Source organism: Aquimarina sp. KJ22-3 (assembly GCF_055808215.1).
The window spans coordinates 116,100-130,323 of record NZ_CM147859.1; the positions used below are offsets into that span (position 1 = coordinate 116,100).

General features: G+C 37.1%; 7 protein-coding genes and 1 pseudogene. 7 read left to right on the forward strand and 1 reads right to left on the reverse strand.

Annotated features, from left to right (window positions below):
• Positions 1–44 precede the first annotated feature (44 nt).
• From AC0L3Q_RS00435 to AC0L3Q_RS00450, 4 genes and pseudogenes are all read left to right on the forward strand, one after another.
• On the forward strand, positions 45–2,471 hold the full coding sequence (locus tag AC0L3Q_RS00435; protein WP_473284128.1) for a hypothetical protein: 2,427 nt from the start codon (positions 45–47) through the stop codon (positions 2,469–2,471).
• Between the two features lie 58 nt (positions 2,472–2,529).
• Positions 2,530–4,935, forward strand: coding sequence for a hypothetical protein (locus AC0L3Q_RS00440; protein ID WP_473284130.1), 2,406 nt, complete (start codon positions 2,530–2,532; stop codon positions 4,933–4,935).
• 58 nt (positions 4,936–4,993) lie between these two features.
• The gene (locus AC0L3Q_RS00445; protein ID WP_473284132.1) at positions 4,994–7,444 is read left to right on the forward strand and encodes a hypothetical protein; all 2,451 of its coding nucleotides are present in this window, start codon (positions 4,994–4,996) and stop codon (positions 7,442–7,444) included.
• Positions 7,445–7,512: 68 nt separating this feature from the next.
• Positions 7,513–9,638: pseudogene (locus AC0L3Q_RS00450) on the forward strand (Tex family protein).
• Between the two features lie 67 nt (positions 9,639–9,705).
• Here AC0L3Q_RS00450 and AC0L3Q_RS00455 read toward each other — a convergent pair.
• Positions 9,706–9,894, reverse strand: coding sequence for a twin-arginine translocase TatA/TatE family subunit (locus tag AC0L3Q_RS00455; RefSeq protein ID WP_073316012.1), 189 nt, complete (start codon positions 9,892–9,894; stop codon positions 9,706–9,708).
• Positions 9,895–10,129: 235 nt separating this feature from the next.
• Between AC0L3Q_RS00455 and AC0L3Q_RS00460 the strand changes: the two genes are divergently transcribed.
• Genes AC0L3Q_RS00460 through AC0L3Q_RS00470 form a run of 3 tightly spaced genes read left to right on the forward strand, consistent with a single transcriptional unit; the run spans position 10,130 to position 14,222 of the window.
• Entirely contained in the window at positions 10,130–10,999 is an 870-nt protein-coding gene (locus AC0L3Q_RS00460; protein ID WP_473284134.1) for a M23 family metallopeptidase, read from the forward strand.
• Between the two features lie 5 nt (positions 11,000–11,004).
• Complete coding sequence (locus AC0L3Q_RS00465) at positions 11,005–12,504, forward strand: GH3 auxin-responsive promoter family protein (protein ID WP_473284136.1); 1,500 nt, start codon at positions 11,005–11,007, stop codon at positions 12,502–12,504.
• 23 nt (positions 12,505–12,527) lie between these two features.
• The gene (locus tag AC0L3Q_RS00470; protein ID WP_473284138.1) at positions 12,528–14,222 is read left to right on the forward strand and encodes a DUF6909 family protein; all 1,695 of its coding nucleotides are present in this window, start codon (positions 12,528–12,530) and stop codon (positions 14,220–14,222) included.
• The last annotated feature ends 2 nt before the right edge of the window (positions 14,223–14,224 follow it).

Here is a 14,224-nt window from a genome sequence, read left to right on the forward strand (position 1 = left end):
GGGGTGTTTTTGTCTAGTAATCAACTCAATAATTCACAAAGCTTATGAAAAACCATCTATTTAGATTTCTGGCCTTACTGTTTATTTCACTTCCCGTTTTTGCGCAAGACGGAGATATTGTTACTGTAGAAGAAGCCAATGCTTCTTATTTTGAAGTTCCTCGAGAAACCTTATATCTTCATGTTAATAAGAGTGCTTATGTCACTGGAGAAGAGATCTGGTTTAAGGGATATGCATATGATCGACAAAACAATCTTCCTTCGATTAATTCTACCAATTTTGAAGTTGAAATTTTTGATGAACAGGGTAAAGAAATCTACGATGGGGTCTTTATGGGCAACAATGGTAGTTTTCAAGGAAATATAAAAGTGGACTCTACCTGGAGTAGTGGCACCTATTTTATGAGAGCTTCTACCCATTGGATGCATAATTTTGCAGAGGACGAGACCTATACCAAAAAGATACGTATTATCAAGGACGAGTTACCAGAAGTAGTAACTTCGGAAAATGTACAATATGATTTTCAGTTACTTCCCGAAGGGGGACATGTGGTATCCAATACTTTCAATACTATTGGTTTCAAATTGATTAATGACCAGGGATATGGTGTAGCCTTTGATCGAGGTGTGATCCAGGATGAATTGGGTAACGAAGTAACTACATTTTCTTCAAATGCTTTAGGATTGGGTAAGTTCAATATTACACCAACCTTGGGTAAGACGTATCGAGCATTAATCAAACTCAATGACGGTCGTGAGATTGAAGGTAAATTTCCACAAATTGAAAGAAAAGGAATTAGTATAAGTATCAATAATCTGATCGAAGATGAGTTGGCTATAGAGCTTAATACGAATGCATATACAATAAAAGAATTGCTAAAAGATGATTATACCATACTCATCAGAAATGATCATCTTTCCAAAAAAGTAAAAGTACGTTTTAGAGGGAAAGAGTTAAAAAAGAAACTATCCATAAAGCGGTCAGACCTATATGCAGGAATGAACATATTGACCCTTTTCAAAGAAGACATGCCTGTTTTGGAGCGTTTGGTGTTTAATCCAATAAATATACAAGATGATGGGATCAAGGTAAGTGCTTATGGTGCAACCAAGGATTCTTTGTCAATTGCCGTGACATTATCCAATTGGAATAGTGCATATGATCTAAGTGTATCGGTACTACCGTCGGAGACTAAAGCCTATTCGCATTCAGACAATATCCATTCGGCGATGTTGCTAAGACCCTACATCAAAGGATTTATAGAAGATGAGAAGCGTTATTTTACCAATATTGATCGAGATAACATTTACGATTTGGATTTGTTACTGATCACTCAAGGATGGAGTAAGTTTAAATGGGAGCATATTTTCAATAACAACCCAGAAGTTAAATATGACTTTAATCAAGGTTTCAGAATTACAGGCAAAATCCAGGACAAGAAAAGAGAAGCCGTGGATAAAGTATATCTATATCCAACTATCAACAATGGAGCAAAGCTTGTACAGGTAAATCAAGACAATACTTTTGAAATCGATAACTTTTTCCCACAAAAAGGAGAGAAATTAAGAATCTCTGGGATAGCAGCCCAAGGGGATTTTAATAAGTCCGGACTATACCTGCAAGTGCAATCCAATCGAATCCACCGACCATTTTTTAATACGTTCCCAATAGGAGAAAAACAGTATACCCAAAAGATCCAGAATAAGGTAGTAGTACCTTATAACTTTTTGAGTGATATACAAGAATTAGAAACGGTAGAATTAGAAGGAGATGCTGAAGAAGAACTAGGGAGAACTAGCAGCATTCAAATCCCTAAATTCTTTGAGTTGAATTCTAAAAAAATCACATTAGAAAAAGCAGAGCAGTTTTATTCGATATTAGATTATATTCAGTCCACTCGAAAATTCACAGTACTTCGTGACAATGCATCATCTGTACGTATTTTACCACCATGGGCTCCGCAATATAGCCTACCTGTAGGTCAAGATCCTACCGAAGAAATACTTGGTCAATTGGCAAACGGAACTGAAGTAGCGGTTTATTTGGATGAAATTTTACTCTCGGAATTAAGTATTCTATGGGATTTAAGAACCGCTGATGTAGATCGTATTTATATGGATCGAATCAGTTATGGAGGAGGTGCCAGAGCTGGAGCTTTTGGATCGATTAGGATATATACCAGAAAATATCCGTTGGTAAGAGGTGATAATAAGGATAAGGAGTATCTGGAATATGAGTTTACCAAAGGCTTTGAGCCTACCAAAGAGTTTTACAATCCTGGATATACCAATTATAAAGATCCGTTTTTTGTGAATTATGGAGCCATATATTGGCAGCCTAGATTACGTTTTGATAAAACAGGTACCGCTGTGTTTAAAATCCCGAATACGGGCTTAGACAATGTAACCTTACACATCGAAGGAATGATGAGTGATGGGAGTTTAGTGTCTAAAACACAAAAAGTAAAGTAATCAAACAACAAAGTAGTTCTAAGCGAAGTAACTAACTTATCTAATTCATAGAAAACATATGAAAAACCATCTATTTCAATTTTTGGCCTTACTGTTTATTTCACTCCCCGTTTTTGCACAAGACGGAGATATTGTGACTGTAGAAGAAGCCAATGCTTCTTATTTTGAAGTTCCCCGAGAGACCTTATACCTTCATGTTAACAAGAGCACCTATGTTACTGGCGAGGAGATTTGGTTTAAAGGATATGCCTATGATCGGCAAAATAACCTTCCTTCTGTTAATACCACCAATTTTGAAGTCGAGATTTTTGATGAACAAGGCAACGAAGTCTACGACGGTGTTTTTATGGGGAACAATGGTAGTTTTCAAGGGAATATAAAAGTAGATTCTACCTGGAGTAGCGGTACGTATTTTATGAGAACCTCTACCCATTGGATGCACAATTTTGTTGAAGATGAGACCTACGTCAAAAAAATACGCATCATCAGGGACGAGCTTCCAGAGGTGGTACCTTCAGAAAAAACTCAATATGACTTTCAATTACTTCCAGAAGGAGGGCATGTAGTTGCGAATACCTTTAACACCATCGGTTTCAAACTCATCAATGACCAGGGATATGGTGTTGCTTTTGATCGTGGTGTGATCCAGGATGAGTTGGGTAACGAAGTGACCACATTTTCTTCGAATGCTTTGGGATTGGGTAAGTTTAACATTACTCCTGCATTAGGCAAGACCTATCAAGCGCTGATTAAGCTCAAGGATGGTCGTGAGATTGAAGGTAAATTTCCGCAAATCGAAAACAAAGGAGTTAGTATAAGCATTAATAATTTAATTGATGAGGAACTCGCCATAGAGTTCAACACCAATGCTAATACGATAAAAGAACTCATAAAGGACAACTACGCAATACTTATTAGAAATGATCATCTCTCTAAAAAGATAAAAGTTCGCTTTAAGTCAAAAGAATTGAAAAAGAAACTATCGATAAGGCGTTCAGATCTATATGCAGGAATAAATGTAATTACTCTGTTTAAAGAAGACACTCCCGTTTTGGAACGTCTGGTATTTAACCCTATCACTATACAAGAAGATGGGATTAAAGTAAGTTCGTACAGCACGGCAAAGGATTCTTTAATGGTAGAAGTAGCAGTACCTAATTGGGATAGTGCATATGATATTAGTGTTTCGGTATTACCATCAGAGACCAAAGCCTATGCGCATGCAGACAACATTCATTCGGCAATGTTATTAAGACCGTATATAAAAGGTTTTATAGAAAACGAGAAACGCTATTTTACCAATGTTGACAGAGATAAAATATACGATCTGGATTTGTTATTAATTACCCAAGGATGGAGCAAATACAAATGGGAAAACATCTTTAATAACAGTCGAGAGGTGAAATATAACTTTAATCAAGGCTTCAGGATTACTGGTAAGATTCAGGACAAGAAAAGAGAAGAAGTAGATAATGTATATCTATATCCAACGATCAATAATGGAGCAAAGCTGGTTGAGGTAAATCAAGATAATACATTTGAGGTTGATAATTTTTTCCCACAAAAAGGAGAAAAACTAAGAATCTCTGGAATTAAAACCAAAGGAGATTTTAAGAAATCAGGACTATATCTGCAGGTGCAATCCAATCGGATACACCGACCATTTTTGAATACGTTCCCAATAGCGGAAAAGCAGTACACCCGAAAAATCCAGAATAAGGTAGTAGTACCTTATAACTTTTTAAGTGATGTACAACAATTGGAGACTGTAGAACTAAAAGGAAGTAGTGAAAAGGAATTGGAAAGGACGAGTAGGATACAGATCCCTAAGTATTTTGAGTTGAATTCTAAGAAGATTACGCTAGAGAAAGCGGAGCGGTATTATTCGATATTAGATTATATTCAGTCCACAGGAAAATTTAATGTGCAAAGAGACAATGCGGCATTTATACGTATTCTTCCTAGAAGTGGAACTACTGTAAGTTTGCCAGTTGGTGAGGCACCACCTATTGGAATTGGAACAGGTGTAAATGTTTATTTGGATGATTTTCTGCTTCCGGACCTAGCGATTTTGTGGGATTTAAGAACCGCAGATATTGATAGGATATACACTGATACTATTGGGTACGGCGCAGGCGCAAGGGGAGCGGGAAGAACGATAAGGTTGTATACTCGAAGATATCCATTGGTGCGAACTCATGATGGAGATAAGAGCTATCTAGAATATGAGTTTACCAAAGGCTTTGAGCCTACCCAAGAGTTTTACAATCCTGGATATTCCAATTATAAAGATCCGTTTTTTGTGAATTATGGAGCCATACACTGGCAACCTAGATTGCATTTTGATAATACAGGCACTGCCGTGTTTAAAATCCCGAATACAGGCTTAGAGAATGTAACCTTACACATCGAAGGAATGATGAGTGACGGGAGTCTGATTTCTAAAACACACAAAATAAAATAATCCTGTAAGCAACATTTATAATCTAAGTAACTAACTACATCTAATTCATAGAAAACATATGAAAAAACATCTATTTGGGTTATTAACCCTATTAATCTCTGCATTCCCTGTTTTTTCACAAGAAAAAGACACCAATGTAGTAGAAGCCAATGCGTCTTATTTTAATATCCCTAGAGAAACCCTATATCTTCATGTGAACAAAAGCATCTATATCACTGGAGAAGAAATCTGGTTCAAGGGCTACGCCTATGATCGCCAAAACAATTTACCTTCGTTAAATACCACCAATTTTGAAGTTGAAATTTTTGATGAACAAGGTAATGAAGTGTATGATGGGATATTTATGGGTAATAACGGCAGTTTTCAAGGGAATATTCTGGTAGATAACGGCTGGAGCAGTGGTACGTATTTTATAAGAGCTGCTACCCATTGGATGCATAACTTTATAGAAGATGAGACGTACACCCAAAAGATACAAATCATCAAAGATGAACTTCCTGCACAAACTTCAAGGAAAATAGAAAACTATGATTTTCAGTTGCTTCCAGAAGGAGGACACATAGTTGCGAATACCTTCAACACCATTGGTTTCAAATTAATTAATGATCAAGGGTATGGCGTTGGGTTTGATCAAGGTGTAGTACAGGATGAATTGGGTAATGAAGTAACCACCTTTTCTTCGAACACGTTAGGATTGGGTAAATTCAATATAACCCCAATACCTGGAAAGCAATATCGAGCTTTGATACAACTTAAAAATGGTGATGAAGTTGAAGCGGAATTCCCTAAGATTAATGATAAAGGCGTAAGCTTGAGTATCAATAACCTTATGGAAGATGAGGTGGTTATGCAATTTAATACCAATGAAGCAACCATAAAGGAATTGGTATTTAGTGACTATATGGTACTCATCCGAAAGAACCATCTTTCAAAAAAGATGAAAATTTATTTCAAGTCAAAAGAACTAAAGAAAACGATTTCTATTCCACGTTCTGATCTGTATACAGGAATGAACACCATAACCCTTTTCAAAGAGAACACACCCGTTTTGGAACGATTGATCTTTAATCCTGTTGAAACCACAGAAGATGAGATTACAATCCTGAGAAATACTACTTCTTCGGATTCTGTATCGATTGCAGTGCAAGCACCCAATAAAACTATTGCCTATGATCTCAGTGTTTCTGTATTACCATCAGAAACCAAAGCGTATACACATCAAGATAATATACGGTCGGCAATGCTATTGCAGCCCTACCTTAAGGGATATATAGAAAATGCGAAGCATTATTTTACCAATATTGATCGTGACAAAATATATGATCTGGATTTGCTACTGATCTCTCAAGGTTGGAGTAAGTTTACCTGGGAGCATATTTTTAAGCATACCCCAGAAGTTCGCTATAATTTCAATCAAGGCTTTAAGATTACGGGAAAGATTCAAAATAAGAAAAAGATCAAGGTCGATAAAGTATATTTTTACCCATCGATTAATAACGGAGCTAAATTGGTCGAGGTAAATCAAGACAACACTTTTGAGGTAGAGAATTTTTTCCCACAAAAAGGAGAGAAACTTAAAATTTCTGGGATTATGGCTAAAGGAAGTTTTAAAAAATCCGGGGCTTATCTTCAGGTACAATCCGAAAGAATCAATCGACCTTTTGCGAACATATCTCCAATTTCAGAAAGACAATCTGAACAAAGAATACAGAATAAGGTGGTAGTACCTTACAATTTTACCGACAATATTCAAGAATTAGAGGCAGTACAACTAAAGGGGAGTAGCCGAAAGGAGTTAGAAAAAACAAGTCGAATAAGTATTCCCAAGTATTTTCAGTTGAACTCGACAAAAATAACTTTAGAGAAAGCTGAGCAGTACTTTTCGATATTAGATTATATCAGATCAACAGGAAAGTTTAGAGTTTTCAATCAAAGTCCAACCGATATATCAATACTTCCTATCGGTGCTGCTATTGTTGGTTCGACAGGTTCTACTAATGGCAGTGGACAACTAGAGCCTCCTGATCCCGAGGAGGAAGAGAAACCCAAACCTGTGGCTGTTTATTTGGATGATGTTTTATTATCAGATCATGGTATTCTATGGGATTATAGAACGCAAGATGTCGATAGAATCTATATGGATAGAACGAACTATGGTGCTGGTTCTAGAGCAGGACGAGGCGGTTCGATACGTATTTATTCCAGACGATTTCCATTGCTAAGAACTCGTACACCAAATAAGGAATACATCGAATACGAGTTTAAAAAAGGTTTTGAACCTGTAAAAGAATTCTATAACCCCGGATATATCACTTATAATGATCCGTTTTTCGTGAATTATGGAACTATTTTCTGGAAGCCCAAGTTAGCATTCGACGAGAATGGATTAGCCATATTTAAAATCCCCAATACGAGCCTTGATAACGTAACCCTGCACATCGAAGGAATGATGGGCAATGGTACTTTGATTTCTAAAACCCATGTGATAAATAACACCAAGGGTAATTAAGTATGTAAAACATAAATCCGAATTAGACATTTTGTAATATATTTAGCGATTCAAAAAAACACAAATTGATGAACACAGTTTCTTATATTGCTAAACATATTCCTGTTTCCGAAAAGCAAATTGCCAATACGGTTAAACTTTTGGATGAAGGAGCTACTGTTCCTTTCATTTCTAGATATCGTAAAGAAATGACAGGTGATTTGGATGAGGTAGCCATTGGTGAGATTGTAAAATATAAAACAGCTTTCGAAGCTTTAGAAAAAGAAAAGAAAGCGTACTGAGTACGATCAAAGAACAAGGAGCATTGACTCCAGAACTTGAGAAAAAAATTCAAGCAGCTGATACCCTTACGCAGGTAGAAGATTTGTATCTGCCTTATAAGAAAAAGCGAAAAACCAAAGCTACTGTTGCTAAAGAACAGGGACTGGAACCTTTGGCCAAAGTAGTCCTGCAACAAAAGGAAGAAGAACTCCTTTTTGTTGCTTCTCAATATCTTAATGATACGATTACTACCGAGGAAGAAGCCTTACAAGGTGCGAGAGATATTATTGCAGAATGGATTAATGAAGACGAGAAAGTAAGGAATAGATTACGTAGATTATATCAAAGAAAAGCAAGTATAAAGTCAACAGTAATCAAAGCCAAAACAGAAGATCAAGAAGCACAAAAATATCAGCAGTATTTTAATTGGCAAGAACCGCTGCACAAATGTCCTTCGCATCGATTGTTGGCTATTTTGCGAGCAGAAAATGAGAAAGTGGTTCGTGTAAAAATCGAAGTACCCGAAGATGATGCCTTAGATATCATTGACGGGGTGATGATCAAAACCAATGTTGAGGCATGTACCGACCAAATGTTTCTTGCCATTTCTGATGCGTATAAAAGGTTATTGACTCCGGCGCTCTCTACCGAAGTGCTTAATCAAGCCAAAGAAAAAGCAGATGATAATGCCATCAAAGTGTTTGCTCAAAACCTAAAACAATTATTGTTGGCTTCACCCTTGGGTCAAAAGAGGATTTTGGCTATCGATCCCGGATTCAAATCTGGTTGTAAAGTAGTTTGCCTGGATGAGCAAGGTGATTTGTTACATAATGAAAACATATACCCGCACCCACCGCAGCGAGATATCACAGGAGGGATTAAGAAAATAAAATCGTTGGCAAACGCCTACAAAGTAGAAGCTATTGGTATTGGTAATGGTACTGCGGCTCGGGAAACCGAAGCGTTTATCAAAAAAATACCTTTTGATCAATCAATGCAGGTGTTTATGGTAAATGAAAGTGGAGCATCGGTATATTCGGCTTCAAAAATTGCTAGGGCAGAATTCCCAAATTATGATGTTACCGTTCGGGGAGCAGTATCCATAGGTAGACGTTTGGCGGATCCTCTGGCAGAATTGGTAAAGATCGATCCCAAGGCCATTGGAGTAGGGCAGTACCAACACGATGTAGACCAAACCAAGCTAAAAAATGAGTTGGATACCGTGGTGATGAGTTGTGTAAACAGCGTTGGAATTAATGTAAATACGGCGAGTGTTCCTTTACTAAGTTATGTTTCAGGAATTGGAGAAAAATTGGCTGAGAACATCGTATCTTATCGTTCAGAAAATGGAGCACTGCAATCCAGAGAAGAATTGAAAAAGGTACCGAGATTAGGAGGTAAAGCATTCGAACAGGCTGTGGCGTTTCTTAGGATTACCAATCCTACACATCCACTTGATAATTCTGCGGTGCACCCAGAGCGATATCAATTGGTGTCAAAAATGGCAAAAGAGGCAGGAGTACCACTCACAGAATTGATAGGAAACAAACCTGCTATCGCCAAGATCAGGTTGCAAAACTATATCACTGATCAGGTGGGCTTACTTACACTCAATGATATTGTAAAAGAACTAGAAAAGCCTGGGGTAGACCCAAGAAAGAAAGCAGCCGTCTTTGAGTTTGATCCCAATGTAAAAACGATAGAAGACCTGAAAAGCGGAATGAAACTACCTGGTATTGTAAACAATATTACCAACTTTGGTTGTTTTGTAGATATAGGAATCAAAGAAAGTGGTTTGATTCATATCTCAAAGCTGGCCAACGAATATATCAGCGATGTCAATAGTGTTGTGCAATTAAATCAGCACCTGATGGTGACTGTGATGGATATCGACTTGCAGCGCAAAAGAATACAATTATCGCTTATTGATTAATTAGAAAAGTATACAAATAAATAAAGCCCGGTAGATACCGGGCTTTATTCATATATTGACTTAAAAATTAATTTTTCTCATCAATTTTAGGGTCCTCATCTTCTTTTGAAGCGTCCTTAAATTCTTTAATTCCACTTCCTAATCCTCTCATCAATTCTGGAATTTTCTTTCCTCCAAATAATAACAACACAATCACTACAATTAAAGCGATTTGCCAGGGACCAATCATTCCTAAAAATATACTTGATGTCATCATGATCTTAATAAATTAGAATACAAAGTTAGCAAGAAATGATGAATCCGTCATCATTTATATAATCTTTAACGAACGATCTTAAAGATTCATATATCACTTTATAAAAACCGATAAATGATCGTGATCTTCAAAAATTCAATTTTAGCATAAAATTAATGGAGTGCGTAGACTATAAATATCCCTTTAAACGTTGTATTTTTGGTATTCGTAGAATATGTATATTTGCTTTTCACTTATGGCAAAAAAGAAAAAGGAACAAAAACGAATTACGAAGAAGCTGCTTAACAAGTATCGCTTGGTAATTCTTAATGAAGATACTTTTGAAGAGCGCATATCTTTTAAGCTGAACAGGCTTAATGTTTTTGTGATGGTAACGATTACCGGCATTCTCCTGGTGTCGGGAACTACATTCTTGATTGCTTTTACTCCTTTAAGAGAATATATTCCTGGATATTCGTCTACTTCGTTAAACCTGAAAGCCACTCGATTGGTAGCAACAACGGATTCGCTGGAATCCCGAATAGTCGTAAATCAGCAATACTATAATTCTATAAAAAAGGTACTTACCGGGGATGTAAAAACGGTAGAGTTTGATTTAGATTCTGCAGTACAGTCTCAGAAGGTAAATCTGGAAGAAATAGACTTAAGTCCCTCGGATCAAGACATGAGACTTCGTGAAGAAGTGTCCAAAGAAGATAAATACAGCTTGTTCGAAAATGAAAAATCAAATTCTGATTTTTCTTTGTTTTCTCCTGTAAAAGGAAATATAACTTCCGAGTATGATGTTACCCAAAAGCACTACGGAGTAGATGTGGCTGTTCCCAAGGATACTCCAATACAAGCAGCTTCTGCCGGTACGGTAATCTTCTCAGAATGGACAGCAGAAACGGGATATGTCATTATTCTGAAACATGCTAATAATCTGCTTACCGTATATAAACACAATGCTTCTTTGACCAAACAACAAGGAGAACAGGTCAAAGCGGGAGAAGTAATTGCAACAGCAGGTTCTACAGGAGAACTTTCTACTGGACCTCATCTACATTTTGAATTGTGGAGGGATGGGTACCCAACAGACCCTACAAACTTTGTCGATTTTGAATAATAACTATGTCGTTAAAAGCATTAGGCGCTAAGATTTTCGCAAAACGTATTCGTAAAAAAATTAATAAATGGGCTTCGGATCCGGTAGGTACTCAGGAACGTGTATTTCGAGATTTGATAAAAACAGCTCAAGATACTGCTTTTGGTCAGGATCATGATTTCAGAAATATTAAGACTTATGCCGATTTTGCAAAGCAAGTTCCGATTCGCGATTATGAAGCGTTACGACCTTATGTGGATCGAGTGGTTGATGGAGAATCCGATATTTTATGGCCAGGAAAACCACTGTATTTTGCAAAGACTTCGGGAACCACAAGTGGAGCCAAATATATTCCATTAACTAAAGCCTCAATGCCAACACATATCAATGCCGCTCGAAATGCGATTTTGTGTTATATAGAAGAAAGCGGAAAGGCAGGTTTTGTAGATGGTAAAATGATCTTTCTGCAGGGAAGCCCAGAACTCAGCGAAAAAAATGGAGTAAAATTAGGACGACTTTCAGGTATCGTTGCACACTACGTTCCACAGTATCTTCAGAAAAACAGAATGCCGAGTTGGGAAACCAACTGTATTGAAGATTGGGAGCAAAAGGTAGAAGCCATCGTAGAGGAGACTATAGATCAAAACATGAGTATCATTAGTGGGATACCACCTTGGGTACAGATGTATTTTGAAAGACTACAGCAACGAACCAACAAAACCATTGGTGAGCTTTTCAAAGGCTTTGAATTATTTATCTACGGAGGGGTAAACTTTGAACCCTATCGTAAAACCTTTGAAAATTTAATAGGAAGAAAAGTTGCCGGGATCGAATTATACCCTGCCTCTGAAGGATTTTTTGCGTTTCAGGATCGTCAAGATGAAAAAGGTATGCTTTTGCAATTGGATTCTGGGATGTTTTATGAGTTTGTAAAAGCAGATGAGTTTTTTGATGAGAACCCCAAAAGGTTAACTATTGGTGAAGTTGAAACGGGAGTAAACTACGTGATGTTGGTTTCTACAAGTGCAGGGTTGTGGGCATATAATATCGGGGATACGGTGATGTTTACCAATACTAGCCCTTATCGAGTCGTAGTATCTGGAAGGATCAAACACTTTATTTCGGCCTTTGGAGAACATGTAATCGGCAAAGAAGTGGATCAGGCATTGAGAGAAGGCGTTGAAGAAGTAGGTGCCATGATCAATGATTTTACAGTAGCTCCGCAGGTCAATCCCGAGGATAACGAATTACCCTATCACGAATGGTTTATTGAGTTTAAAGAACTACCAAACGACATAGACACACTGGCATTGGCGATAGATAAGTCTCTAAGAAATCAAAACACTTACTACGACGATTTGATAGAAGGAAAAATCCTGAAAACACTAAAAATTACAGTGGTTCCTAACGAAGGATTTAAAAACTATATGAAATCGATAGGAAAGTTAGGTGGGCAAAATAAACTTCCTAGATTGTCGAATGATAGAAATATTGCGGATGCCCTTTCTGTTATGATTGACAAATAGACTATATTTGTTGCGAAAAACATATGGCAAACTTAATATTACAAGGAAGAACAAGAGCACAAGAAAGCTCTAGTGCAATAGAACGCATGTATATTACTATGCGTCATTTGTTTAACAGAGGTTTTTACAAACCTATGGGAGTATCGGGAGATACCCTAAGAGAAGCACTGCTCACCTTGCGACCGGAGATTTATGGATCTGTAGCCGAAGAAAAAGTAGAGCTCAACGGATTACTATATGTAATTGATCGATTACCAATAGGAATAGAAGAGTGTCGCTACATTAATCTTACCAGTGATGAAGGGTATAAAAACTCTCATTTCAAAGTTATTGTCCCTCCCAAGAGAAGAAGAAATTGCTATCGCATTGATGAGGAGCAAATGAATATTGAGATTACTCGAGGTCGATCCGAAATTTACGATATCCTAACACATCTTACCTTTTTGTTTATCGAGTCTCATAAGATCATGCATCGTGTGGTGATTAATGAAGAGGGGAATGTAACTAGAGATTGGCAAAAATTAGAGAATGCTGTACTGTCCAAAAAAGAATTGACCAAGGCCCAAAAAGAGGTTGCGTTAACGCATACGGCAAACATTTTGGGGAGAACTTTTGAAGAAGCTAATTCTATTTATGATAGCTTTTCTTGTCCAGAAAATAAAGAACGCTTTCTACACATCATTTATTGGTTAGGGAAACTTGCTATCGAAGAATATGTAGAGGATAAGAAAAGAATTGTGACTTTTAGTCCTGTACTTAGAGAACGTTTAGGTCACCATATTCATGGAGAGATCTGGGCAAATACAATCAAAAGCAAACTAGAAGAGCTAGATCTATTTGATCGCCCGATTCATATTATTAGTGCCAATATGCATAGTGTAATGAATACATTATATGCATCTTTGGCCTTAAAAACTGAACTAAAAAATAAGACTACTTTTGATATTTATGAGTCACTGAGTAATGATGCTAACGATAAACTTAGAAAAAGAGTGGAGAAGTTAGCCTTACAAAAAGGAATGACTTTTATTGATGATCAAAGTGGTGCCAATATCAATGTACAGGTCTTCGATACGTCAAAGTATGGAGATGAAGCGTATGGAGATCTTGTAGTCAACAAAGGGGATAAAGAAAAGCCGGTAATTATAGTTATGGATTATGCGTTTGGAGAACAGGCGTATGAAACCATGGACGAATTACTGAAACCATATATTAATCTCGATGGGAACAAAATTCGAATGAATGTGAAATCAGTTTCTATTATGGGGAAAGCTGGAATCTTGGAAGGAGGAAAAGGAGATATCATGATTCCTTCTGCTCATGTATTTGAAGGTACCGCGGATAATTATCCTTTCAAGAATCAACTGAATAAGAAAGACCTGGAAGGGCATGGAATCGATATTTACGATGGTGCTATGATTACTGTTTTAGGTACTTCCTTACAGAATAGAGATATCTTGAAGTTTTTTCACGATTCTACCTGGAATGTAATTGGTCTTGAAATGGAAGGTGCACATTATCAAAAAGCTATTCAATCTGCTTCTCGATTACGAGGGAGTATCAGTCCAAAAGTAAAAGTACGATATGCCTATTACGCTTCGGATAACCCCTTGGAAACAGGAAGCACATTGGCATCTGGAGGATTGGGAACTACAGGGGTAAAGCCTACCTATTTGATCACCGAAAAAATTATAGAACAAATATTTAACGAACGATAAAA